This window comes from Bartonella sp. P12B (assembly GCF_055796185.1).
In genome coordinates this window covers 25,711-52,265 of the sequence record NZ_JBTTDI010000002.1, presented here as the reverse complement: position 1 = coordinate 52,265, position 26,555 = coordinate 25,711, and the positions used below count along the sequence as shown (strand labels likewise).

22 protein-coding genes and 2 pseudogenes are annotated in these 26,555 nt (G+C 37.7%); 22 read left to right on the top strand and 2 right to left on the bottom strand.

What is annotated here, in order from left to right; all coding sequences use genetic code 11:
• Positions 1-81: 81 nt before the first annotated feature.
• Positions 82-1,773: a hypothetical protein gene (locus AC0QT1_RS01835; protein WP_473201583.1), complete on the bottom strand. Its 1,692-nt coding sequence runs from the start codon at positions 1,771-1,773 to the stop codon at positions 82-84.
• 379 nt (positions 1,774-2,152) lie between these two features.
• Between AC0QT1_RS01835 and AC0QT1_RS01830 the strand changes: the two genes are divergently transcribed.
• From AC0QT1_RS01830 to AC0QT1_RS01785, 10 genes and pseudogenes are all read left to right on the top strand, one after another.
• Positions 2,153-3,925, top strand: coding sequence for an SLC13 family permease (locus tag AC0QT1_RS01830; protein WP_473200186.1), 1,773 nt, complete (start codon positions 2,153-2,155; stop codon positions 3,923-3,925).
• A gap of 611 nt (positions 3,926-4,536) precedes the next feature.
• Positions 4,537-5,208 (top strand): DUF2659 family protein, encoded by a 672-nt coding sequence (locus tag AC0QT1_RS01825; protein WP_473200187.1) that lies wholly within the window; start codon positions 4,537-4,539, stop codon positions 5,206-5,208.
• 4 nt (positions 5,209-5,212) lie between these two features.
• Positions 5,213-6,643, top strand: a complete 1,431-nt coding sequence (gene der, locus AC0QT1_RS01820) for a ribosome biogenesis GTPase Der (protein ID WP_473200188.1) — start codon at positions 5,213-5,215, stop codon at positions 6,641-6,643.
• A 994-nt stretch (positions 6,644-7,637) separates the two neighbouring features.
• The gene (locus AC0QT1_RS01815) at positions 7,638-8,063 is read left to right on the top strand and encodes an AtpZ/AtpI family protein (RefSeq protein WP_473201528.1); all 426 of its coding nucleotides are present in this window, start codon (positions 7,638-7,640) and stop codon (positions 8,061-8,063) included.
• Positions 8,064-8,070: 7 nt separating this feature from the next.
• Positions 8,071-8,829 (top strand): F0F1 ATP synthase subunit A, encoded by a 759-nt coding sequence (locus AC0QT1_RS01810; RefSeq protein ID WP_473201527.1) that lies wholly within the window; start codon positions 8,071-8,073, stop codon positions 8,827-8,829.
• 60 nt (positions 8,830-8,889) lie between these two features.
• Complete coding sequence (locus tag AC0QT1_RS01805; RefSeq protein WP_006589457.1) at positions 8,890-9,120, top strand: F0F1 ATP synthase subunit C; 231 nt, start codon at positions 8,890-8,892, stop codon at positions 9,118-9,120.
• A 122-nt stretch (positions 9,121-9,242) separates the two neighbouring features.
• Complete coding sequence (locus AC0QT1_RS01800; protein ID WP_473200191.1) at positions 9,243-9,809, top strand: F0F1 ATP synthase subunit B; 567 nt, start codon at positions 9,243-9,245, stop codon at positions 9,807-9,809.
• 11 nt (positions 9,810-9,820) lie between these two features.
• Entirely contained in the window at positions 9,821-10,315 is a 495-nt protein-coding gene (locus tag AC0QT1_RS01795) for a F0F1 ATP synthase subunit B (RefSeq protein WP_473200192.1), read from the top strand.
• Positions 10,316-10,737: 422 nt separating this feature from the next.
• Positions 10,738-11,072 (top strand): annotated as a pseudogene (locus AC0QT1_RS01790) (ShlB/FhaC/HecB family hemolysin secretion/activation protein).
• 943 nt (positions 11,073-12,015) lie between these two features.
• Entirely contained in the window at positions 12,016-12,876 is an 861-nt protein-coding gene (locus AC0QT1_RS01785; protein ID WP_473201526.1) for a phytoene/squalene synthase family protein, read from the top strand.
• A gap of 667 nt (positions 12,877-13,543) precedes the next feature.
• Here AC0QT1_RS01785 and AC0QT1_RS01780 read toward each other — a convergent pair.
• Entirely contained in the window at positions 13,544-15,430 is a 1,887-nt protein-coding gene (locus AC0QT1_RS01780; RefSeq protein WP_473201525.1) for a peptidyl-prolyl cis-trans isomerase, read from the bottom strand.
• A gap of 154 nt (positions 15,431-15,584) precedes the next feature.
• Between AC0QT1_RS01780 and tpiA the strand changes: the two genes are divergently transcribed.
• The 12 genes and pseudogenes from tpiA to AC0QT1_RS01720 all read left to right on the top strand — a co-directional run bounded on the left by tpiA (position 15,585) and on the right by AC0QT1_RS01720 (position 26,542).
• A complete protein-coding gene (gene tpiA, locus AC0QT1_RS01775) occupies positions 15,585-16,349 on the top strand; it encodes a triose-phosphate isomerase (RefSeq protein ID WP_473201524.1) in 765 nt (254 codons plus the stop codon).
• Between the two features lie 81 nt (positions 16,350-16,430).
• The gene (secG, locus tag AC0QT1_RS01770) at positions 16,431-16,886 is read left to right on the top strand and encodes a preprotein translocase subunit SecG (protein WP_473200196.1); all 456 of its coding nucleotides are present in this window, start codon (positions 16,431-16,433) and stop codon (positions 16,884-16,886) included.
• Positions 16,887-17,015: 129 nt separating this feature from the next.
• Positions 17,016-18,644 (top strand): CTP synthase, encoded by a 1,629-nt coding sequence (locus tag AC0QT1_RS01765; protein WP_473200197.1) that lies wholly within the window; start codon positions 17,016-17,018, stop codon positions 18,642-18,644.
• A 36-nt stretch (positions 18,645-18,680) separates the two neighbouring features.
• A complete protein-coding gene (gene kdsA / locus AC0QT1_RS01760; protein WP_473201523.1) occupies positions 18,681-19,517 on the top strand; it encodes a 3-deoxy-8-phosphooctulonate synthase in 837 nt (278 codons plus the stop codon).
• A gap of 68 nt (positions 19,518-19,585) precedes the next feature.
• On the top strand, positions 19,586-20,854 hold the full coding sequence (gene eno / locus AC0QT1_RS01755) for a phosphopyruvate hydratase (RefSeq protein WP_473200199.1): 1,269 nt from the start codon (positions 19,586-19,588) through the stop codon (positions 20,852-20,854).
• Between the two features lie 90 nt (positions 20,855-20,944).
• Positions 20,945-21,352 (top strand): NINE protein, encoded by a 408-nt coding sequence (locus AC0QT1_RS01750; protein WP_473200200.1) that lies wholly within the window; start codon positions 20,945-20,947, stop codon positions 21,350-21,352.
• Between the two features lie 228 nt (positions 21,353-21,580).
• Positions 21,581-21,682, top strand: a pseudogene (locus AC0QT1_RS01745) (FtsB family cell division protein); the annotation flags it as partial.
• Between the two features lie 46 nt (positions 21,683-21,728).
• Positions 21,729-22,136, top strand: a complete 408-nt coding sequence (locus tag AC0QT1_RS01740) for a TM2 domain-containing protein (RefSeq protein WP_473200201.1) — start codon at positions 21,729-21,731, stop codon at positions 22,134-22,136.
• A 174-nt stretch (positions 22,137-22,310) separates the two neighbouring features.
• Entirely contained in the window at positions 22,311-22,640 is a 330-nt protein-coding gene (locus AC0QT1_RS01735) for an FtsB family cell division protein (RefSeq protein ID WP_473200202.1), read from the top strand.
• A 128-nt stretch (positions 22,641-22,768) separates the two neighbouring features.
• A complete protein-coding gene (gene pdhA, locus AC0QT1_RS01730; protein WP_473200203.1) occupies positions 22,769-23,809 on the top strand; it encodes a pyruvate dehydrogenase (acetyl-transferring) E1 component subunit alpha in 1,041 nt (346 codons plus the stop codon).
• Positions 23,810-23,825: 16 nt separating this feature from the next.
• Positions 23,826-25,199, top strand: a complete 1,374-nt coding sequence (locus AC0QT1_RS01725) for a pyruvate dehydrogenase complex E1 component subunit beta (protein WP_473200204.1) — start codon at positions 23,826-23,828, stop codon at positions 25,197-25,199.
• A 14-nt stretch (positions 25,200-25,213) separates the two neighbouring features.
• Complete coding sequence (locus tag AC0QT1_RS01720; protein WP_473201522.1) at positions 25,214-26,542, top strand: pyruvate dehydrogenase complex dihydrolipoamide acetyltransferase; 1,329 nt, start codon at positions 25,214-25,216, stop codon at positions 26,540-26,542.
• Positions 26,543-26,555: the final 13 nt, after the last annotated feature.

Here is a 26,555-nt window from a genome sequence, read left to right as displayed (position 1 = left end):
ATCATAGAAAAGAAAAAAGAGGAATAAAGCTCTTAAACTTATAGACAAGAATATTTATATTCGAAGCGGAACACTCTTTTTTTAAGGTGATGCTTTATTCTTGATAGTGAGATGCACTTTATCCAAAGCTGAGGACAAATCATTTTGTAGTGCATTTTCAAGATCGGTTATTGTGAGAGCTTTGTTGTCTTTTGCTTTTATTTTAATGGTCAATGTTTGAGGATTTTTAGCAAAGTCTCCAAGAGAATTTGAAATATTTTCAGCTTCTTTATGATCTTTGAGCAATATTTTTGGGGTTTGCGTCATCATCAGATAAAAATTGTCATAGAGTTCTTTTTTGAGATCATGTTTTGTATCACCGAGATTTCGTGCAAGATAAGAAAAAAGCTTATCAATGAAACCATCATCTGTATAGCTAATATCAATATCAGTGATGCCAAGGTTTTGAGAAGCAGCAATCATTAAATCTTTTTGAGCAGAAAAAAATTTTTCATCAACATTAACAAGCTTCGCTGATACTTTTCCAGATCCAACATTTTTTATGTTGAAAGACATTGCATTGAGAGAAAGCGTCTGCTTTGTTTCATCATAAGAAATATCAATTTTTTCTGAAAAATCAAAGTGTTCGATACCTATTTTTTTGAAAAGCTCTAAGTTTTCTTCTTTCATTTTTTTAGGTAAAATTGAAAAGTTCTTAAAAGAAATAAAAAGCTTTTTGGGTATAGGCTGCTTCCATAAGCCTTGTGTGAATCGGAGTGACTCGAGTGTTTCTTTAAATTGTGGTGTATCAATTTTGAAGTTATTCACTTCTGCATCAGCTAAGGTAACGGTGAACAAGTTATCTATGAGAAGATCACGCCGTATTCTTTTTTCAGTTTTCTTGTTATTTAATTTTTTTTCGTTTAAGTGATCTTTGATCAATTTTTTAACTGTCTGTTCAAGCGGTTTCATCTTTAGACCAGATGTTTTAAATTGACCAAGAGAGAAAGAGATATTCTCTCCTTCTCCTTCAAAAGTATTAACTATTAGATTTTTTATAGAAAGAGGACCGGTAATGTTTTTGACTTGATTGATAGAATTACTTCTTCCTAAAATAAACAAATCAGCAAAGCTTATATCAATATCGCGTGCTTCTATTGCATCACTTTTGGTGATAATATGCATTTGCTTTTCAGCATTTTTAGCTGTCATATTAAGGTCCATATTTTTGAAGCTGACAGAACCAATATGGCCATTTTTAAAATCAGAAAGCTGAAAATTCTTTACTTCAATTTTTTCGGTTAGTTTGTTCTCATTTTCTATAGAAAGCAGTATGTTCGGTGCAATAATTGAAGAAAGTTCAATACGCATAATTGATTGCAAAAGACGTGATGTAATCGCAGTATCTTTTTCTTTTAATGAGACACTGTTAAGAGAAATCTGGGGAATTTGTATGTGAATATCATGATGCTTTAAATCAACATTGTAAAGTGTGAAAGCCCCAGGAATAAAGGAAATAGGGGGACGAGCAGAAATAGCACCAATTTTAAGTGATGCGCCAGCAGGGAGCGGCAGCGTAACATTTGTCAAATTGATTTTTCCAAGGATGCTGACTTCAGATGTCTCTGCCTTTATAGAACGACGGGCTATTTCTCGTCTTACAAAACTGTCAAGGTAGGGCTTTGCTATATAAAAGCCCCCGACGACTATAATTGCTAAGATAGAAAAAAATCCAATAATACAAGTTAACCAGTATCTTAGATTCCCTTTATACCCGCTATTAAGATTGGTCATCATTTCTTCTTTCGCTTTGTATCACACTCTCATAGTCATAGGAGGGGAGATAGATTTTTTAAGGAATGATAAATGTTAAGATATAGCGTATATCAGTTTCAACAGTTATCTACTTTTACTCACTCTTTGATATAGTGAATCATTTTTATATTTTTTGCAATACGCTTTTATTAACTCTTATCAGTTTTCTTTGTTTGCGTTTGCAGTATTTTATAAGGAAGTACTTATACGATGGGGAGAGGGAATTATATATTAATTATAATTTTTATCGATTTAAACCGCTTTAAAATGTATCCATAGCTGCTTTTATCTTGCTGGTGTTTATAAGAATAGTTAAAACATATCTGTGTTCATTATAATCTGGGGAGAGATGGGTCTCATGACAGAAAATCAAATAATGGCGTTTTCTATCATTGGTTTCATGATGGTTGTTTTTATTTGGGATCGATTTCGTTATGATCTTGTCGCTATTTGTACATTATTGGTTTCTTGCATCGTTGGCCTTGTCAGTCCGAAGGAGGCTTTTAGCGGTTTTAGCAATGATATTGTTATTATTGTAGGGAGTGTGTTTGTTGTTAGTACGGCTGTATCGCGTTCTGGTATAATGGAGTTTATTATCCAACGGATATGGCCAGATGTGAAATCAGTGCGCCTTCAATTAGCTTTTTTGGTTATTTCTGTCGTACTGTTGTCAATGTTTGTGAAAAACATTGGTGCTTTGGCTATCATGCTTCCTATTGCTTTTCAATTTGCTCGTCGTTCTCAGGTTTCGCCTTCTGTCTTTTTAATGCCCATGGCATTTGGTTCTTTGTTGGGTGGTCTTATGACACAGATAGGAACGTCTCCTAACGTTGTTATTTCGGCTATGCAAGAACGGTTAACAGGGGCCCCTTTTACCATGTTTGATTTTACGCCCGTTGGTGCGGCTGTTGCTACTGCTGGTGTATTATATTTGGTCTTTTTCTCTTGGCGCTTACCTGTACGTGTACGTTCAGGTGTATCGTTTGATGATGCTATTGATATTCGGAACTATATTTCAGAAGCATATATTCCAACAAATTCACCGATTGTAGGAAAAACGATTGTTGATCTCGTTAAACCATCAGGTGGTGATGTTATGGTGATTCAAGTCATTAGAAACAAAGTGTCCATTTCACCATTGCCAGATTTTATTTTATCTGAAAATGATATTGTTTTACTGGAAGGTTCACATACAGGGCTAGAGAGTGTGATGAATTCTGCTCGTTTGGAATTTTTTTCTGGCCGGACCCTTCCCACGGGAGATAAGGACAGCGATGTTGACATTATTGAGGCAGTTGTTACACATAATTCACCCCTTATTGGCATTAGTGCAAAAGACTTCGCACTGTTTGATCGCTATGATGTGAATTTACTTGCGTTAAGTCGTCAACATGAAAGGGTGCGGGAGAGGCTTGGTGATATTGCCTTCCATCTTGGAGATGTGATTGTCTTACAGGGACAAGATGCGGTTATTCCAAAATTATTACGAGAATTGAAATGTTTGCCCTTAGCCAAGCGTAATATTGTATTTGGTAATTTACGACATGGTTTCGTCTCTTTAGCTATTCTCTTTATAGCAATCATTTGTACCGCTTTTCATATTATTCCAGTAGCCTTTTCTTTTTTTTCTGCTGCCGCTGCAATGGTTATATTTCGTGTTTTGCCAGCGCGTGATTTGTATCAAGCATTAGATGGACAAATATTAGTCTTACTAGCAGCTCTTATTCCGGTGAGTGAAGCACTAGAGAAGACAGGATGTACGGATCTTATAGGCCAGTGGCTTAGCCAATTAGCGGTATTTTTTCCACCGTCTGGTGCATTAGCACTTATGTTGGTAACAGCCATGTTGGTAACACCATTTTTGAATAATGCCGCGACAGTTATGATGGTAGCACCAATTGCTTCAAGTTTTGCCCATTCCCTCAATTATAAACCGGAGGCTTTTCTGATGGCTGTTGCAATTGGTGCAGGGTGTGAGTTTCTTACTCCTATTGGACATCAAAGTAATATGCTTGTGATGGCTCCGGGGGGATATCGTTTTAGTGATTATCCACGTTTTGGATCTCCATTGGCAGTGTTGATCGTCCTTGTTGCTGTTCCAATGCTCATGTGGATTTGGCCATTACAATAAAGTATTTTAGAAGTTGTTCAGTCTGAATCATGAAAGGTCGCAAATAAGATAAATTTAAAGAGATATATTTTATGCAAAGGGTTTTGCCGAAAGTTTGGATTTTGATCGTATTTTATCATAAAGCGCTGGAATTTCTTTTATCTTCACAATAAAAACTGTTTATTTTGTGATAGATATTTTCAATTATGAAAATTAAACGATATCTCTTTAATAAAGACTTTTTAAATGTGTTGCTTTACCACTGTAATTCTACAGCTGATCTGTAGAAAATACAATACAATCATTGTACATAACGATTTTAAAGGCATTTTCCTATATGTGATGATGAGTAGATTCAAAATAGCTTTCGCGATTATGGGCAAGCATATATGATAGATATGAAGGTAGTGGGAAATTTTTTATAAAAAAAAGATATATAAAAACTATAATATGAACCAAAAGGGAGTTACATCGTTTTTTATTGAAGCGGTTATAAAAGTCCAATCAATTCGGATACACATTGATTTAAGCCCAATAAGTGAGGAATTTTAAGTTTTTTAGTTAATTAGGACTACCATCTTTGTTCATTTATGCTTAAAAGCATAGAAAAGTATTTTTTCAAGGTATGCTCTATGTCGTATGATAGTTTTATTGCTGAAGTTAATGCAGAATTTCGTCAGGAAAAGGCTCTTGCTTTTTGGAGACGTTATGGTTTTTCAATTATTGGGGCAATCATTCTTTTTATACTGATGGTCGTTACCTATCAAATTTATCATCATGAGCAAATAAAAAAAGCCGGTCATATTGGTGATACATTTTTAAAAAGCCTTGAGTTTGCGGATACGCGCCATTTTGATGAGGCGATAAAGCAATTGGAAAATGTTAAAGCCTCTAACTTTGGAGGATATCCTTTTCTTGCTCGTTTACGTGAGGCTTCTCTACTTATGGAACAAGGTAATGCTGTTAAATCGGTGGAGGTCTTTGATTCTGTTGCAGCGGATGAAACCGCGCCACAAATTTTGCGAAAAGTTGCAAAAATTCGAGCAGCTTATATTTTGGTTGATACAGGGACCTTCGATGATGTCAAGAAACGTGTTAAAGATATGGCGAATGATATTGATCCTATGTGTATGTCTGCAAGAGAGGCTTTGGGCTTAGCAGCCTATAAAGCAAATAAAATGGATGAGGCGGTTGCTTATTTTCGAAAAGTTTCTGAAGATGGTGCTCTAGGATTAAAAATAAAAGATCGGGCTCGAATTATGCTTGAGCTTATACAAGCTGAGGGCAAGGCAAATAAGGAATAAATTTATGAGCCTTACCATTGCTATAGTTGGTCGCCCCAATGTTGGGAAGTCAACGCTCTTTAATCGTTTGGTTGGGCAAAAATTGGCTTTGGTTGATGATAAGCCAGGCGTTACACGTGATCGGCGTATTCATGCGGCAAAACTGCAAGATTTACGTTTTGATGTGATTGATACGGCGGGTCTAGAAGAATCAGGTGATCATACACTTGAAGGTCGTATGCGTTCTCATACAAAAGCAGCTATTGATGAAGCAGATCTTATTTTATTTGTGTTTGATGCGAAGAGCGGAATAACACCGAGTGATTTAAATTTTGCTTCACTGGTTCGTAAATCAGGAAAACCAATTGTGCTTGTTGCTAATAAGTCTGAGTCTAAGGCAGCTACGGGGGGAGAATACGAAGCTTGGTCCTTAGGTTTGGGTGAGCCTTGTCCAATATCTGCTGAGCATGGTTTGGGGCTTACGGGTCTTCGTGATGCAATTATAGAAGCTGTTGGGAAAAAGCGTGCTTTTGAAAGCAACAACGAAGAAGCATATGTTGCTGTACAAGCTGTATCTGTTGGCGATGATATAGATGATGATTTAGAGAAGGGTGGATTTGTTTACGATGAAAGTAAATCCATTCGTATCGCAATTGCGGGGCGTCCAAATACAGGAAAATCAACCCTCATCAATAGTATGTTGAAACAAGATCGATTGTTAACAGGTCCTGAAGCAGGGCTTACACGTGATTCCATTTCTGTAGATTGGGAATGGCGTGGTCGTCATATTAAACTTTTTGATACTGCAGGTTTGCGTCGAAAATCAAAAATCCAAGAAAAGTTAGAAAAACTTTCCGTTGCGGATACTTTACGTGCAATTCGTTTTGCAGAGGTGGTAGTAATCGTTTTTGATGCAACTGCACCTTTTGAAAAACAGGATTTGCAAATTGCTGATCTTGTGATTCGAGAAGGACGTGTTCCACTTATTGCTTTTAACAAATGGGATCTTATTGAAAATCGTCAAATAACATTGATTGATTTACATGAGAAATGTAGTCGTCTTCTTCCGCAGGTTCGTGGTTTGAGAGCTGTCCCTTTATCGGGACAATACAGTCAAGGGATTGATAAACTCATGGAAAATATTACGATGATGCATCGTGTGTGGAATCGTCGTATTTCTACGGGAAAATTGAATAGATGGCTTGAAACTGTTGTGGCGCATCATCCACCACCTGCAATTTCGGGGCGCCGTCTTAAGGTTAAATATATCACACAAGTTAAAACACGTCCTCCTGGATTTGTGATTTCTTGTTCACGGCCAAAGGTAATGCCTCAATCATATTTACGTTACCTTTCTAATGGATTGCGAGATACATTTGATATGCCTGGTGTTCCAATTCGCATATCGTTACGGGCATCGGATAATCCTTTTGCATCACGTTCCAAAAAGAAATAATTTCTGCTCTGTTTTTTAAGTGAATGAAATCTGCGTTTAAAAAATTAAGTCTTTTTATAAATAACAATGTTTAACTATCGAAAATAATTTGCTCGTTATCGACAAATAATGCCGTTATCTTTGATAAATAAATTATATTTCTTTGATTAAGGAGTGTATTTATTTATAAAAAGGCAATTTGTTGTTAGAGTCAATAAATAATTATAAGACAGTAACGCTTTTGTATTCTAATTTTCCTTAATCCAAAAAAGAAAACTTTTATTCTTACACGCTGTAAAACGGAGCAGTGGGTAAATCAAAATTATTTGAAAAAAATACACTCTATTTAAGGAAATTATCTTAATACGCAGCCGGTGCAATAACTGAGGTCTAGAAGAAACAATCTAGAAGAAATGATTATGGCACTGGCTTGTGGAAAGGAAGTTTTTAGTCTCTATAATTATTTGGCAGATCTGCTAATTTTACGTTGATCTCTTTCAATAAAAACGAAAAACTTTTCCAAAACGATCAACCTTTAAATGTCGAGAGAAAGACTGAAAAAATTTATTACAGTTTTACGAAATGTTGTAGTACGCATCTTAAAATTGTGTTTATGTAAATCTATTACATAACGTATCTTACATTCCAAACTCTCTTATGTATTAAAAGATACAGAAGTCTTAATTGATGCCATTTTTTATTTATTAATGATGAAAAAATGTGCGATATTTAAATTCTTTTAAAGAGCATATTTCCCAATATACTTCTAATAGTTATGTCATAAAGAGCAATAGTATTTACTAAAGATGATATAGCAATGCAGTGTCTGTAGGTTATGGTTACTACTGTTTAGAGGTGCGTGAATGACTGAACCCATAAAATTAGAAAATGCGTTATTTATGCGATAAATTGTGATAGATTTCTTTTAGCGTCTTGACGAATAAATTCGAGCACAATATGATGCGCACGGTTTTATAAGACAATCATAGTTTTCTTCGTGATTAAGGAGCCAATTATGGCGAAAAGCAGTGAACCAAATGTGCCGCTGCAGGAGTCCGAAGAAGAAGTTTATAGAGAGTGCTTTCGTTCAGAGGATTTGGAATGTCGTAAGAAAAGCTTAGAGAGCGCTTTAATGCGTAAGAGCGTATTAAAAGAGCGAAAAGGTGACAGGGAGAGTGGAGAGTCACAAAGAGGGGTGGCACGTGCGGTTAAACTTTCCAGTGAGTTTTTAGCGAGTGTTGTTGTAGGTGCTGTTTTGGGGTTGGGTTTTGATAAATTAGCAGGTTCATTGCCATGGGGATTGGTGTTTTTTCTTTTTCTTGGATTTGCAGCTGGTGTATTGAGTATTCTTCGGTCTGTGGGGTATGTTGCCTCCAGTCAATTAGGGCAAAAGGGCGCATCGCGCCAAGATAAAGGGGCCGATAAAAGGTCTGATAAATGAGGTTGAAGTGACATCGCACGCTCCAGATCCGATTCATCAATTTGAGATTTCACGGCTTATTAAAATTTCCATAGGAAATATGGATTTGTCTTTTACGAATGTATCGCTTTTTATAGTCGCTACAGTTTTTGTGACTTCGGTTTTTCTCTTTTTTTCATCATCAAGTCGTGGGTTAGTTCCAACACGAATGCAATCTCTTTCAGAAATGGCGTATGAATTTGTAGCGTCAACTTTGCGGGAATCATCTGGTGTACAGGGAATGCAATTTTTTCCTTTAGTTTTTTCCCTATTTACTTTTATTTTGGTTGCTAATTTTATTGGTCTTTTCCCTTATTTTTATACGATTACCTCTCAGATTATGATTACCTTTTCATTGGCTATGGTTGTTATTTTAACGGTGATAGGTTATGGTTTTTATAAGCATGGGATCAGTTTTTTGAGGCTGTTTGTTCCCAGTGGTGTGCCGGTTGTGGTTTTGCCCTTAGTTACCATGATTGAGGTCATTTCTTTTCTGTCTCGTCCTATCAGTCTTTCATTGCGTCTTTTTGCGAATATGCTTGCTGGTCATATTACTCTCAAAGTATTTTCTGGTTTCATTGTCTCAATGATTGGGGTGGGAATCGTAGGTGTTGGTGGTTCTGTTTTACCACTTATCATGACTGTAGCGATTACTGCTCTTGAATTTTTGGTAGCGTTTCTTCAAGCTTATGTTTTTACAGTTTTAACATGTATGTATCTTAATGATGCAGTTCATCCAGGACATTAATAGAACTGGCGGTTTTCCGTCAAATGGTGCAATTTCGCTTTAAATTTAAAGGAGAATAATATGGAATTAGTGCTTGCAGCAAAATATATTGGCGCTGGGCTTGCTTGCTTTGGTATGGCGGGGACAGCTTTGGGCCTTGGAAATATTTTTGGTAGCTATCTTTCTGGTGCATTACGTAATCCATCAGCAGCAGATAGTCAATTTGGTCGTCTCGTCTTTGGTTTTGCTGTGACAGAGGCGTTGGGTATTTTTTCATTGCTTATTGCTTTGTTGCTACTTTTTGCAGTTTAATCACTATAAAGAGGGTGTGCCTATTTTCTCAGAAGAGGTTGGTGTGCCCTTTTATCTATTAAAGTAAAGAATATTAGTTGTCATCGGTTACAAGGGGAGTAAGTTGTTGAAGGATGAATAAGATGTTTATTGCCAGCGCTTATGCACAAACCACTGAAAAGCCGATAGAGCATATCAGAAGTGTAACAGGGCATGCAGATCGTGTGTTTCCACCTTTTGATTTCGTGCATTTTGGTTCGCACTTTTTTTGGTTAGCGATTTCTTTTGGACTTTTTTATCTCTTTATTTCTCGTGTAATTGTGCCTCGTATTGGCAGTGTTATTGAAACACGTCGAGATCGTATTGCTTCTGATTTGGATCAGGCAATGCGTATGAAGCAGGAAGCCGATACTGTAGTTGAAACTTATGAGCGGAAATTGGCAGAAGCACGTTTGCAGGCTCATGTTATAGCGCAAGCGGCTAGTGAGGAATTAAAAGGAAAGGTTGAGCTTGAGCGAAAGGAAGTTGAAGAAAACTTAGAAAAAAAACTAGCAGATGCTGAAAAACAGATAATGAGAATTCGAGATAAGGCTATGCAAAATGTTGGTTCTATCGCTGAGGAAGTGACTCTTGAAATTGTAAAAAAATTGACAGATGTTAATATCAGTAAAGAGGCTGTTCGTTCAGTTATTAAAGTTGCGGATTACTGAAGGATACAAGGATGACTGATACTTTTTGGGCTTTTGTAGGATTAATTCTTTTTCTTGCTCTTTTGGTCTATTTCAAAATTCCGCAGATGGCTGTACGTCATCTTGATGCGCGAGCAAAGCGGATAAAAGATGAACTTGATGAAGCTCTTCGTCTTCGCGAAGAGGCGCAAGAGGTGCTAGCTGAATATCAGCGTAAACATGCGGAAGCAGAAAAGGATGCGCAAGAGATTATCGCGGCGGCGAAGCATGAAGTTGCAGCTGTTATCGCAGAAGCTCGTACAAAAACAGAAGAATATGTAAGGAATCGTAATAAATTGGCAGAGCAGAAAATTGCTCAAGCAGAAGCTGATGCAATACGTATGGTTTCCTCATCTGCTATCGATTTGGCAGTTTCCACTGCTCGTATGCTTATTGCGAAAGAATTAGATTCTCATAAAGCCGATGAACTTGTTAAGGAGTCTCTTTGTGAGGAAACTCTTACTAAAATGAAATCATATATGAATTAAGATAACTAAAGTGTTCAAAGCGCTTATTCTTTAGGGTAATGGTTCTGGGCAAGGTGGATTTTTTTTCCTGTTTCATTTTCATCTTGCACGACTCATTCACGTGTGTAATTTGGAGAGTTATCTTAAAAGCTTTCAGATGCATCTTTTCTTACCGTCTGTAAAGAATAAACGGAAGATTCATAGGATGATGTGATCTTTACGTTTATAAAGAAACAAACCGCTATGTTATCAGCTCAAAATATTACAACTGCTCTTACATTACATGAGACACTTCATTAATATGTTTATTCTTTTCTTCAATAGTTTTTAATCCCTACGTTACTCCTTTTTGTAATGTGTAAGCAGATGATTTTTGTTAGATGTAATTAATAAGAGAGTTTGCGGTAAGAGATTATTCTGAATATTTGATCTTTTAATTTCATATAGTCAAACAGGAGCTCTGGTCCTTTACAGTTTCCTGTAATAATCTTGGTGTTCAGGCAACAGGGCTCTATCGAACACGCTTAAGGTCTTTCTTTAAATGCTCTTTTGGTTCCAATGATCAATGGTTGCTCAGTTATCAGCGCTCCATGGATAGCGGAATGTATCTCTTTACAGATAAGCGTCCCAATAAGCGATACGATCACGTTTATTTTTCATTCCCTATGGTTATTGGGCAACGGGCTTTGATGATACGTGGAGCCAATATCATTCGAGTGTTAAAGGAATATTTTCCGCCATTTCGACATCAGGTAAATCTTTATCGCTTACTTCTTGAATTTTGCGGGTTATTAACCGTGATCAATAGGGAAAGACATAGTTTACGGGACGGTTGACATAAAAATATGCTGATAATTTTATTCTGGATAGTAGGATTGATGGATCGAGCCGTAAATGACTATTTCGGCCTTTGAGCTTGATCATATGCACCAGTGCTTGGAGGGGAATGAAGTGCTCATCTAGGGTTTCATAAGGGGTTAACGATGTTTTTCATCTGGTGATCAGTGCATCAGAGAAAGCTGATCCGCAACACATTTCTTTCTCAAAAAGCTTTTTTGAGAATACCTTTGAAACGGTCCCCAAGAATGAGGTGTTTTGTTTTTTTCAGCAGGACAATGAGACAATACTGGTGAGCTTGGTTCCAATGATGATGAAGCAGTATTGAATGTGGTGAGGGAAGTCAGAAATAACGGGCTGATTTATGCCAAAAAATCTGTAGCGTTATCCTTAAAATGATACATTAATCTGTAATATGGTCAAATATTCCTTTGTCCTCATTTCGTTCCTTTTTAACTTTACACGTGACGCTATTCGATCTCCTTAGATATTAAGAGGCAAACAGCTTTTCTTATTGACACAAAAATTTTATACAAATGAGGTCTGATGCAATTAAGCCTATATGTTGTAGAGTGATTATTACCTGCTATTTTAGAAAAAATGCTAGCTTAAACGCGAAGCTTTTTTGCGACTTTCTCTCTTTATTAATTTTTACTCTCAGTGGTAGATTATAACAGCAAGCCAATTTTTTAGAAGTAAAAATATTGTGAGTGTTTTGTTTCGTTAAAAAAATGCTTAGAAAAGCGATCTTAATTCATAATACATTGTAAAGACATATTGGCAAATCTTATTTTCGTAGCTGTGTTTTTTCATCTATTAAATTTTAAATATGTATAAAAATAGAATTTTAATTACTAAAAAAGGAGGTTAAGAGGCGTCATAAAATGATAGATTCTCTTCCTTATTGTTTTGATATTTTGCGTGCTACTGATCGTGACCGCTATATATCGGTTTTATTTGCACCTAAAAAAAAGCGCAGAGCATTGGCTGCTCTTTACGCTTTTAATGTAGAAGTTGTTCGTATTCGCGAAACTGTGCACGACCCGCTTATAGGTGAGATACGATTGCGCTGGTGGTATGATTCTATTGCTAATGGTGAAATGCAAGAGAATAAAAATAATCCGATTCTCAATGAGTTATTTGCAGCAATAACTCTTTTTAATTTACCCAAGACAGCTTTTTTGCGTTACTGTGATGCGCAGATTTTAGATCTTTACCACAATCCAATGGAAACTCTTCATGATCTTGAATCCTATTGTTGCGAAACAGCGAATATCATTTTACAGCTTTCTTGTCAGATATTAGATCCTGAGGCGGCCCAAGATTTTACAGATGTCTGTGAATGTGGCGGGATTGCCCAAGGTTTAAGTGGTATGTTACGCCTTATATCATTCATGCAATCACGATATCAATACTATTTACCTGCTGATATACTAAAGGCTGTGGGAGTGGATAGGAAGGATTTAGAGGGTAATCGTGTCAATGACAAACAAAAGTGCTGCATTATTGAAGCTATGGTAGCGGTAACGCGAGGTCATTATGCCAAGTTTTATGAATATTCTCATAGTTTGCCTAGAATACTTAAACCAGCATTTCTTCCATTAGCAATTATACCAGCATCGCTTCAAAAATCCACACAGTTGGGAGCTAGGGTTTTTCAAGAAAGTGCAACTTTACCATTGATTCGCCGTTATTGGTTAATAACAAAAGCGGCAATAAGAAGTAGTTTTCCAAGGACATTATAAGGATAAAAGAGTGCTATAAAGGAACAGAAGAAATCAAGGAAATTTGTTGAAGATAACTGCACAATATAATATTATGAAGAAAAATTCTTTTCGAAAATACTGCTAATGCATTGATAAGAGATAAGATAATCTTAGAGTGGCTAAAAATTGGATTTGGTGAGATGAAGGTATTGTATAGTCTCTTTTGTTTAGTGCTGTACAATGGTCAATAAATTAGAAAACATAAGATCAAGCTTTAAAATTACAGAGGTTGGTTTTGTAATGATCTTGAGATTTTTGAATGGATGAGTGGTCTAACCTTTGTTAATGAAAGGTAATTTATCTTTGAATAAGAGAAAATGATCTCTAATGGTTACAGATAAATCGATAGGTTGAGAAAGTGTTGCGTGTATAGACGATTATACGTGATAAGCGTTTGTTATTAAGAACATTCATAGAATTGTCTGAATGAGTTACATTCTTTATTGCTTTAAAAAATTAATCTTCCGAATCGCATTCACTGTTTCCCTGCAAACTCATGAGTTTGCAGAGATTCTTATTATTTTTATGGACTCTATTAATCCTCATACTAACAGAAAAGAAGTCCATCTTACTTTTTCAATTGTAGAAGAGAGTTCTGATTGAAATCTTATCACTTAAATATCAAAAATCATTTGCCAGATTTTTTTTATTGACGAGTATTGAAGATTTTCTGATAAAGAGAGCTATTAATTTCCAAAGGGTGTTCTTTATTGGCAACTTGTAGCATTTCTAGCTTCAGATCTTCTCTTATTGTGGTGTCTATATTGTTACGAATATCAGGTGAAAGGGTATGAGGGGTGAGATCTTTAGGTATGGTTACGGCCTTTATTTGATAAACAATACGGCTTGTTGCAACTGGGCCTTTTACCACACCATAATGATCTTTTGGACCGGAAAATAATGCTCTAACGCCTTCAATTCCAAAAATTTCAGATGAATCGTGGCGGTGTAGGGCTTGTGTTGTTTGTTTTTTAACACCAAGTGTATGAGCAAGAGAAACAAGACTTTTTCCTTCAGTGATCTGTTTAAGAACATTTTGAGCTTTTTCATCAAGAAGTCTTTGAGCTTCTTCACTTTTCCATTGGGAAAGCACATCTTCCTTGGCTTCTTCAAGTGTTCTATCGCGTGCAGGGATAATCTTATCCACCTTATACCAGAGATATCCACCTTTTTGAAGAGTGAGAGGATCAAGATCGACCCCTTCATTTGATTGATAGATGGCGTTCAGTAAAATGTCTTTTTGCGGTAAATCCGTCAGTATTGTGCCTTCAATTGTTTTTCCTGTTTTATCAATCGTGATTGTATGCAAAGGTAATTTATATTGATCAGCAAGTTCTTTAAGAGAGGCTCCTTCAAAACGGGCATTTTCGATTGCTGTATAATGATTACGTAAAACATCCACAGCACGATTTTGAGTGAGTTTTTGACGAATATTTTCTTCCACCCTTTCAAAAGGAAGTGATCCTGAAGGCTCAATATGTGTTACGCGAATGATAACAGGACCTTGTATACTATTGATTACAGCACTAACTTGCCCTTGTTTGAGTTCAAAGACCTCAGATGCTAGATGACTAGGAAGCTCATTTTCTGTTAGAGGCCCTTTTTTTATGTCATTGAGTGTTTTGTTTTCAGCTTTAACCAGCTCATCAAAACTCAATCCATCGGCTATTTTTTTTGCCGCATTATCAGCAGCTTCACGGGTAGAGAATCGGAGCTCTTCAATTGTGCGTTTTTCAGGGGTCATAAAAAGCGAAGTATTTTGTGTATAATAAACTCTTGCTTCGTCTTTTGAAATATCTTCGGGTTTTATAATCTGATCCGATGTCATAGATAACAAAGAAACAGTGCGATATTCTGGAGTGCGAAATCTATTTTTATGAGTTTCAAACCATTTTCGTAACGTTTCTTGGTTGGGGGCAGCAATTGTTTTCTCGTTGAGATCAATAACAAGATAATCAGCGATTCGGGTCTCTCTTTGATACACAGCGAGGGCCTTATAAAAAAGATCTGGTGCCTTCATCCCTGATATCGTAGCAGCAAGAAGCTGGTTACGTTTCTCCTTTTGGGTGTAATAATCAAGAAAATTATTTTCGCTGATACCTAAATGCTTAAGATAGTTACGAAACAAATTTTGATCAAAGATCCCATTCATTTGAAACATATTATCAGCGCCAAGAATACGCGCTATTGTATCTTTTGAAAGACTAATTTTCATTTTACGTGCCTGTTCATCAAACAGGACATTTTCTTGTAATTGATTGAAAACAAAAGCGGGAATTTTGTATTGCTGCATTTCGTTTGGTGTGAACATTCGCCCGAGATGAGATGCGAATGCTAAACGTGTGCTTTGATCGGCAAGTGCAAGACGGTAACCATCGACAGTTATTGTAGACTTTCCAGAAGTAATAAGGTCCCTTTCACCTTTTGTATGTAACTGTGGTATTCCCCATAAAAGGATGAAGCATAAGAGCAAAATAGCAAGGAGAATCTTGGCAATCCAAGAATTTGCAGCACTTCTCATGGTGTCAAGCATTGTTCAATTCCATTTTTAGCATGCGTTATTATCAAAGCAGTAACGGAATTTGCAATAAAGATGCGAAAGATGCAAGCTTAAAGACTTGCTTTCGCTTTATAATTTGATACCTAAGGGATGAAGAATATGTTGTGATAATTTCTGAGGTGAAAATATGTCTCCAAATATTCGGCCTTTTGTTGCTGGAAATTGGAAAATGAATGGAACCGGTGAATCGCTTGGAGAGTTGCGTGCCATTGCTGCTGGTGTTAGCACTGATTTAGGCTATTTTCTTGAAGCGCTTATTTGTGTTCCAGCAACACTTTTATCGCGAGCTTCTGATACGTTGGGTGGTACAAATCTTCTTTTAGGGGGACAAGATTGTCACTGTGATGATTATGGCCCTTATACTGGGGATGTTTCAGCTTTTATGCTTAAAGAAGCAGGGGCAACCCATGTCATTATTGGGCATTCAGAACGTCGCACGGTTTATCAAGAAAATAATGCAATTGTTTGTACTAAAGTGCAAGCGGCATGGCGAGCAGGTCTTGTTGCTCTTGTTTGTATTGGTGAAACATTAGAGGAACGTAAAAGTAATAAGGTGCTAGACATTCTCAAGCAACAGCTTGAGGGATCTTTGCCAGATGGTGCAACAGCAGGGAATGTCATCATTGCTTATGAACCAGTATGGGCTATAGGGACAGGTAATACGGCTACTTCAGCAGATGTAGCAGAAGTGCATAGTTTTATTCGTAATGAGATGTGCGCTCGTTTTGGTCATGAAGGAAACAAGATACGTTTGCTTTATGGTGGGTCAGTAAAACCATCTAATGCATTTGAGCTTTTGAGCACCGAGCATGTTAATGGTGCTCTGATAGGTGGAGCAAGCTTGAAAGCAATTGACTTTTTAACCATTTGCGATGTCTATCGTAAATTATAACAAAGGAATCTTGGTTTTCCCTTGGATTATGTGCTATTTTTGTGTAAAGAGCCGTGAAAAGTTATTTAAAGAGCAGGGTTTATGCAAACAGTATTTATAGTTATTCATTTTTTGGTTGTTATTACTTTGGTTGGTGTTATCTTGATTCAGCCTTCGGAAGGTGGCGGGTTTGGTGCGAGTAATGGTTCTGGGTTGATGAGAACACGCGGGTCCAAAAATCCGTTAACACGTTTGACTGCTATTTTGGCATGTTGTTTTTTTGCAGTGTCTATTGGACTTACCGTTGTGGGGAGTATATCGAATTCGAGTTCTGATATTCTCAAGCGTATTCCGGTTAACTCAGAAAAGAACTCTAAAAATAAAGGGATTCCGGAAGTGACCCCATCATCAGATGGTAATTCTCAGCCTTCTATTCTTGAACAGCTAGGAGGAACTTCTGCTCCATCTCAGGAACAAAAAGAGCCTATAAATCCTGAAATTGAAAACCCCGTTCCGCCGGTTCTTGAAAATCCAGTTCCGGATAATGGTAAAAAATAGTCTTTTTAAGAAATTATAGATTTTAAGAAAGGTGATTTTTTCACCTTTTTTGTTTTATAGAGGAAAAATTATTTTTTTTTGCATTTTTTGCTGGAAAAATTTGTATAAACTGCTTATCACCATAAGCCCATGACACGTTATGTTTTTATTACTGGTGGTGTGGTTTCCTCTCTTGGGAAAGGTATTGCTGCGGCGGCGTTAGCTGCATTGTTACAGGCTCGTGGGTATCGTGTACGGCTTCGCAAACTTGATCCTTATTTGAATGTTGATCCAGGGACGATGTCACCTTATCAACATGGTGAGGTGTTTGTGACCGATGATGGTGCAGAAACTGATCTTGATCTTGGCCATTATGAGCGTTTTACGGGGCGTTCTGCAAATAGCCAAGATAATATTACAACAGGGCGTATTTATCAAAATATCATTGAACGAGAACGACGCGGTGATTATTTGGGGGCAACCGTTCAAGTTGTACCTCATGTTACCGACGAAATTAAGGGATTTATTACGACGGGGAATGAGGAATTTGACTTTGTTTTGTGTGAAATAGGTGGAACGGTTGGTGATATTGAAGCAATGCCTTTTCTAGAAGCGATTCGTCAGCTTCACAATGAATTACCAAGGAACAGTGTTATTTATGTCCATCTTACATTAATGCCTTATATTCCTTCGTCTGGTGAATTAAAAACCAAACCAACGCAACATTCCGTCAAAGAATTACAATCGATTGGTATAGCGCCCGATATTTTGTTAGTGCGTGCAGATCGTTCTATTCCGGAAACAGAGCGAAGCAAATTATCACTTTTTTGTAATGTTCGTTCAAGTGCAGTTATTCAGGCATTGGATATGCCAACAATTTATGATGTTCCCATAGCTTACCATAAAGAGGGGTTAGATTCAGAAGTTCTGGCTACTTTTGGAATGAATCCAGCACCTAAGCCTAAGATGGATCATTGGGAAGATATTACACATTGGATTCACCATCCTGAAGGGGAAGTAACAATTGCTGTTGTTGGAAAATATATCGGATTGAAGGATGCTTATAAATCTCTTACCGAGGCGATTGCCCATGGTGGTTTAGCCAATAAAGTGAAGGTTAATATTGAATGGATTGATGCAGAGATTTTTGAAAGAGAAGATCCAACATCTACTTTACAAAAGGTTCATGGAGTTCTGGTACCTGGTGCTTTTGGGGCACGTGGTGCAGAAGGAAAAATGCGAGCCATTCAATTTGCACGGGAACGTAAAGTTCCCTTTTTAGGGATTTGTTTTGGAATGCAATTGGCTTGTATAGAAGCTGCACGCAATATTGCAAAGATTGAGGAAGCTTCATCAAGTGAATTTTGCCAAACAAAAAATCCGATTGTGGGTTTGATGACAGAATGGTTCAAAGGGGAGGTTCTTGAGCAACGTACACACTGTAGTAATCTTGGAGGGTCAATGCGTCTTGGTGCTTTTCCCGCTGAATTAAAAGAAAATAGCCATATTGCCAAGATTTACGGGATAACAAGGATTAATGAGCGACATCGTCATCGTTATGAGGTCAATATCGATTATAAAGACAAACTAGAACAGTGTGGTTTAATTTTTTCTGGTATGTCTCCCGATGGTATTTTGCCAGAAGCAATAGAATATGCAGATCATCCTTGGTTCATTGGTGTCCAATACCATCCGGAACTGAAATCACGTCCATTTGATCCACATCCACTTTTTTCTTCTTTTATTGAAGCAGCTATAGAACAAAGTCGATTGGTTTAGTACATCAATGATATTGTTTACTTTTTGAGGAATAGAATGTCTACACCAAATACCATTGTGAAAGTTGGAAATGTTGTTTTTTCAAATAAAGCTTCTTTTTCATTAATTGCGGGGCCATGTCAAATGGAGAGCCGAGATCATGCCTTTGAAATGGCTGGTCGGATTAAGGCAATTACAGATCAAGTTGGCATTGGATTTGTTTATAAATCGAGTTATGATAAAGCCAACCGAACATCTTTGGGTGCGGTACGGGGCATCGGTCTTGAAAAAGCAATGGCTATTTTTTCTGATTTGAAGAAGGAATTTGGTTGTCCAGTATTAACTGATGTCCATACAGAAGAGCAATGCACGATTGTTGCTTCTACAGTAGATATTTTGCAAATCCCTGCGTTTTTATGTCGTCAAACAGATCTTTTGATAGCGGCTGCCAAAACGGGGCGCATTATCAATATTAAAAAAGGTCAATTTTTAGCGCCGTGGGATATGGAGAATGTTTTAAAAAAAGTTACACAAAGCGGGAATCCGAATGTTATGCTTTGTGAACGAGGGACTTCATTTGGTTATAACCGGCTTATTTCTGATATGCGTTCATTGCCTATTTTACGTTCATTTGGTGCTCCTGTTATTTTTGATGCAACGCATTCTGTTCAAGAACCCGGTGGTCAAGGTGTTTCATCTGGTGGACAGCGTCAATTTGTCGAAGTTTTGGCGCGTGCAGCTGTTTCTGTTGGGGTCGCAGGTGTTTTTTTAGAAACGCATCAAGATCCAGATAACGCGCCTTCTGATGGACCTAATATGGTTAAAATTGATCATTTACAAAGACTTCTTGAGACTTTAATGGAATTTGATTATTTATCAAAAAAGTTACATTGAAGAGAGAGGGTATTTTTCATTATGGCGTTTAAAATGAATCAAAACTTTTGCTGGATAAGGACACACGCATGACTATAATTGTTGATATCATTGGACGTGAGGTGCTTGATAGCCGAGGGAATCCAACAGTAGAAGTTGATGTTCATTTGGAAAACGGAGCTTTTGGTCGCGCTCTTGTCCCTTCAGGGGCATCGACAGGGGCCCATGAAGCTGTAGAGCTTCGTGATGGTGGTGTGCGCTATCAAGGAAAAGGCGTTGAGAAAGCAGTTGCCGCAGTCAATGGTGAAATTCTTGAGGAACTTGGTGGGAGAGATGCAAGAAATCAAATGGCCATTGATCAAGCAATGATCGCCTTAGATGGGACACCCAACAAAGCACGTCTTGGTGCTAATGCCATTCTCGGGGTTTCATTAGCTGTTGCAAAGGCAGCGGCAGAATCATTAAGTTTGCCTTTATATCGTTATATTGGTGGTATACAGGCGCATGTTCTTCCGACACCAATGATGAATATTATTAATGGTGGAGTTCACGCTGATAACCCAATTGATTTTCAAGAATTTATGATTATTCCTATTGGTGCATCGACACTAAAAGAAGCAGTCCGCTACGGTGCGGAGGTTTTTCATACATTGAAAAAACGTTTGAAGGATGCAGGACATAATACTAATGTTGGTGATGAAGGTGGTTTTGCACCCCAATTTAAAAGCGCGGAGCAGGCAATTGATTTTATTATAGAATCTATAATAGCGTGTGGATATAAACCAGGTGAACAAATTGCGCTTGGTTTAGATTGCGCTTCAACAGAATTGTATAAAGACGGATCATATTTTTATAAAGGTGAGGGTAAGTGTCGTTGTATTCAGGAACAAGTAGATTATTTGACACACCTTGTTGAAAATTATCCCATTATTTCAATTGAGGATGGAATGGCTGAAGATGATTGGGAAGGTTGGAAGTTACTTACGAATTCGGTTGGTAAAAAATGTCAGCTTGTTGGCGATGATTTGTTTGTAACAAATTCGACGCGTTTGCGTGATGGTATCAAAATGGGTGCTGCCAACTCTATTCTTATTAAAGTGAATCAGATTGGGACTTTGAGCGAGACGCTTGATGCTGTAGAAACAGCACATAAAGCAGGCTATCATGCCATTATATCTCACCGTTCTGGCGAAACGGAAGATTCTTTTATTGCAGATCTCGCTGTTGCAACAAATTGTGGGCAGATTAAAACCGGTTCGCTTGCACGTTCAGATAGATTAGCAAAATATAATCAGCTCATTCGTATTGAAGAAATGTTAGGGGAACAGGCATGTTATGCGGGTAATGTGCAGCGTTGAGTTATGAGCTTAAGATTTTAAATTGTAACCTCATTCAGATGATAAGATTTAACTGTAAGATATGTATTCAACATTTTATAGGTGCTAAAGATGAGAGGTATAATTATTAGTCAAGATCAAGGGACTTATCTCGTTTCTGGTGATGATGGTAAGCGTTATCAGTTTGCAACTTGGGATTGGTTAGGGAAGAATCCTCCCAGAGTAGGTGATGCTGTTGATTTTTTATGTGTAGGTGAGACTGTAAATTCTGTTTTCCCATTATCGCAACAAGATTCAGAACCTTCAAAACCAATGTTAGCACTCATTTGTTGGTTTGCTGGTGTATTTGGTGTTCACCGTTTTATGGTTGGTAAAGTGAGAACAGGTGCTTTAATGCTTATTCTATCTTTGACAATTGCTGGGCTGATGCTTACAGGGATTTGGGCAATTGTTGACTTTATAGTTATTGCCTCTGGGAAGTTTACTGACAAAGATGGAAAGCAAATTACACGTTGGTAGAAGCTGTATGTTGTAATATAAGAGTGTAAAAGCAGGTATTATTACTTATTTTGTTGTATTAAATATGCAACAATCAGTTGCTTCTATCTATTTTTGATAGTGAAATTACGCATAGTTGATTAAAAGTATTGAAAAAGACAGTATTATTCTCTATCGTCACAATAAAGAGACAATACAGTTAAAGTATGATTTGTCTCAGGCACTTATGGCGATAGAGAATTTTAGAATATTGGGGGGATTTTAATCTATTTAAGATATCGCATTTATTACGGTGAGTACGGATTGTATTCACGCAGTGATGTTAATTGGCATATTATCAAAATAGAAGAAATTCCTTTATAAGAACATGTGAGTAACAATTTTATAGGTGGTAAAGATGAGAGGTAGAATTATTAGTCAGGATCAACAAATTTATCTCGTTTTGGGTGATGATGGTAAGCGCTATCAATTCTCGAATTGGGATTGGTTAGGAAAGAATCCACCGCAGGTGGGTGATGCTGTTGATTTTGTGTGTGAAGGGGATACCATTAAATCTGTTGTTCCTCTTTTGGTGCAACAAGTGTCAGAACACTCACAAGTGGTGGCTGGGGTTGTTTGTTGGTTCTTCGGTTTATTAGGAATTCATCGCTTTATAGTTGGTAAAGTTGGAACGGGCATTTTAATGCTTGTTCTGTCTTTAACGGTGATTGGATTGATTGTGACTTTGATTTGGAGAACTATTGATTTTATATTCATTGTAACGGGGAAATTTACTGACAAAAATGGATATAGAGTTACAAATTAGCAAACGCCAAGAATTGTAATATAAAAGGAGATCACATAATTTCCTTATAGGGAGGTATTCAGAATATAATAACAATTTTTTATGAGTGGGGGGATGGTAATGGGCTATTAATTAAAATTATGTACAGTTGGGCAAAATATTAAGAAGATTGTGCTATAAAGACTGTGCTATTTTATGTGGACAAAGCAAAAACGCCGATCAATCAAAGTACGCTTTGTGCTCCCCCTTATGACTATGGGAGTTTTAAGCTATTTTAGTTATCATATTTACCATGGTGAGTATGGGCTGTATTCGCGCACTGAAGTTAATCAACAGATTGTCGAATTAGAAGAGGAACTTCATAAAGTGGAATCCGAAAGAATATCTATTGAGAAGCGTATTTTTCTTTTACGCAATGGGCATATTGAAAGAGATATGTTGGATGAGTATATCCGGAAGAATTTAAATTTTTCTAAGCCAAATGAATTAACAATACTCACCCCTTTCAATGATATGAAAAGTTAATGAGACAGGGTTTGATTTCAGAAATACTTTAACACAGATCATCTGTGATGTCATCTAAGCTGATTGATAATGCTTGTAACTTTTGTTCGTAAAGGTTATTCCTAAATAATCATAAAAGGGAGTTTAATATGGCAGAAAGGTCTAAAAAAGGTTCTGCGTCGGTGGTGCACACTGCATTATCAAACACTACAAAAAAAGCACCAAGAGCCACTTTTACAAAAGAGGAAGAGATTGATGCTTATCGTGAGATGCTTTTAATTCGCCGTTTTGAAGAGAAAGCAGGCCAACTTTATGGTATGGGGCTTATTGGTGGGTTTTGTCATCTCTACATTGGGCAGGAAGCTGTTGTTATTGGAACACTAAAAGCAGCAAAAGAAGGCGATCAGGTTATCACATCTTATCGTGATCATGGACATATGTTGGCGGTTGGTATGAGTCCGCATGGTGTCATGGCAGAATTAACGGGGCGTCAAGGTGGGTTTTCCAAGGGGAAAGGGGGCTCAATGCATATGTTTTCTAAAGAAAAGAATTTTTATGGTGGACATGGTATTGTTGGTGCACAGGTTCCGATTGGCTCCGGTTTAGCATTTTCGAATCAGTATCTTGGCAAAGATAATGTGACCTTAGTGTATTTTGGTGATGGAGCTGCTAATCAGGGGCAGGTTTACGAAAGTTTTAATATGGCTTCGCTTTGGAAGCTTCCTGTTATTTATATTATTGAAAATAATCAATATGCTATGGGAACATCAGTTGCGCGTGCTTCGGCAGAGACTGATTTTTCTCGTCGTGGTCTTTCTTTTGAAATTCCAGGTATTGTTGTTGATGGTATGGATGTTCGAGCAGTAAAAGGAGCTGCTGATGAAGCAATCTCTTGGGCGCGTTCGGGTAAAGGGCCAATCATTCTCGATATGCAGACTTATCGCTATCGTGGTCATTCGATGTCTGATCCAGCAAAATATCGTACCAAGGAAGAGGTTCAAAAAATAAAAGAAGAACACGATCCAATTGATCAGGTGAAAGATCGGATTCTTAAACAAAGTTGGGCGAGTGAAGACGATTTAAAGTCTATTGATAAAGAGGTACGTGCGATTGTTGCGGATGCGGCAGATTTTGCGCAAAGTGATCAAGAGCCAGATGTTTCTGAGCTCTATACTGATGTTTTAGTTTGATGCGAGGGAAGCGAGTATGTCTATTGATATTTTGATGCCTGCGCTTTCACCAACGATGGAAGAAGGTAAATTGTCTAAATGGCTCAAGAAAGAAGGTGATAAAATTAGCTCTGGTGATGTGATTGCCGAAATTGAAACTGATAAAGCAATGATGGAAGTAGAAGCCGTTGATGAAGGCACTCTTGGGAAGATTTGTGTTTCTGAAGGTTCTGAAGGTGTAAAGGTTAATACTGTTATTGCGGTATTATTAGAAGAAGGTGAGAGTGTTGAGGATCTTTCACAAACTGCTAATTTTTTAGATTTGCAACAAAAATCCAAAGAGGAATCTTCGTCTCTTTCTGCGGTGGTGCAAGCATCTTCTGCTTCTGAGCATAGTTCTGATTTCGATATTCCAGTGGGGACTTCGATGGTTACCATGACAGTGCGTGAAGCACTTAATCAGGCTATGGCGGAAGAGATGCGGCGTGATGAGATGGTTTTCTTATTGGGAGAAGAAGTAGCACAATATCAAGGTGCTTATAAAGTAAGCCAAGGTTTATTAGAAGAATTTGGTGCACGCCGCGTTATTGATACACCCATTACAGAACATGGGTTTGCAGGATTGGCTGTTGGTGCTGCTTTTGGGGGGTTGCGTCCTATTGTTGAGTTTATGACATTTAATTTTGCTATGCAGGCGATTGATCAAATTATCAACTCTGCGGCGAAAACCCGTTATATGTCTGGTGGGCAAATGACTGCTCCGATGGTTTTTCGTGGTCCAAATGGTGCGGCGGCGCGTGTTGGTGCCCAGCATTCTCAGTGTTATGCGGCATGGTACAGTCATGTGCCAGGGCTTAAGGTTGTCATGCCTTATAGTGCTGCAGATGCAAAAGGTTTGCTAAAGGCTGCGATTCGTGATGACAACCCTGTTATTTTTCTTGAAAACGAAATTTTATATGGTCATCAATTTGAGGTTCCTCAAATAGATGATTTTGTTTTACCTATTGGTAAGGCGCGTATTCATAAATCTGGACAAGATGTCACGATTGTTGCTTGTGGGATTGGGATGCATTATGCCGTTCAAGCGTTGTCAGAAATTGAAAAACTTGGTATTGACGTTGAATTAATTGATTTACGGACCATACGTCCAATGGATCTTCCAACAATTGTTTCTTCAGTTAAAAAAACAGGTCGTTTGGTAACAATTGAAGAGGGGTATCCTCAGTCATCTGTTGGAACTGAAATAGCAACACGTGTTATGCAGCAAGCTTTTGATTATCTTGATGCACCAGTTGCTACAATTTCTGGTAAAGATGTTCCGATGCCTTATGCTGCTAATCTTGAAAAATTGGCTTTGCCCAGCATTGCTGAGATTGTTGACGCTGTTAAGGCTGTGACTTATAGAATGTAACGGAGGAAAGCACTATGCCCATTAAAATTACAATGCCTGCGCTTTCCCCAACGATGGAAGAAGGGCATTTATCAAAATGGAATGTTAAGGTTGGGGATAAGGTTTCCACTGGTGATGTTATTGCTGAAATTGAGACAGATAAAGCAACAATGGAAGTAGAGGCCATTGATGAAGGGACAGTTGCTAAGATCGTTGTTCCTGCTGGTACGCAAGGCGTTAAAGTAAATAGTTTGATTGTTGTTTTAGCAGAAGAGGGTGAAGATTTAGCTGAGGCGGCAAAGGTTGCACAAGAAACACCTTCCTGTTTTTCGGTCAAAGAAACAGAGGAGATAAAACAAACAGATCTAAAGACAATCCAGATATCTGATGGATCATCAGTTCAACAAGTCGTACAGCGAGATAAAAAGGATATGCGTCTTTTTTCCTCTCCCTTAGCGCGGCGATTGGCAGCTCAGTTTGGTTTTAATTTATCACTTATTTCTGGAAGCGGTCCTCATGGGCGTATTATTAAACGCGATGTAGAAAAAGTCATGAGGAGTGGTACTCTTGAAGATTCTGATTCATCACAAATTAGACAATCCATAAGAACAGGTGCGTCTGACGAACAGGTATTGAAGCTGTTCAAAGAAGATGAATATACATTCACTCCCCATAATAATATGCGTAAAACAATCGCTAAGCGTTTGGTTGAATCAAAGCAGACGGTACCACATTTCTATGTGACGCTCGATTGTGAACTCGATGCGTTATTGGTCCTTCGTACGCAATTGAATGCTGCTGCACCAATGATTAAGACGCAAGAAGGGATTAAGCCCGCTTATAAGCTTTCTGTGAATGATATGGTTATTAAAGCTGTAGCGCTTTCTTTAAAGGCGGTTCCTGATGCTAATGTCTCTTGGCTTGAAGATGGAATACTCCATCACAAACATTGTGATGTAGGTGTGGCAGTTTCTGTTCCGGATGGGTTAATTACCCCCATTGTTCGCCATGCAGAGGAAAAATCTTTATCCATTATTTCTCATGAGATGAAAGATTTTGTCAAGCGTGCACGTGAGCGCAAGTTAAAAATGGAAGAATATCAGGGAGGAACGACAGCTGTATCAAATATGGGAATGTATGGTGTGAAAAGTTTTTCTGCTATTCTTAACCCACCACATGCGACAATTTTTGCGATTGGTGTAGGGGAACAACGTGCTGTTGTTAAAAATGGCGCATTAGGTGTTGCGACAGTCATGTCAGTTACACTTTCTGCTGATCATCGTGCTGTTGATGGTGCTTTAGCAGCAGAGCTTGCGCAGACTTTTAAGAAGATAATTGAAAATCCATTAGCAATGCTTATTTGAGCTGTTTAAAAAT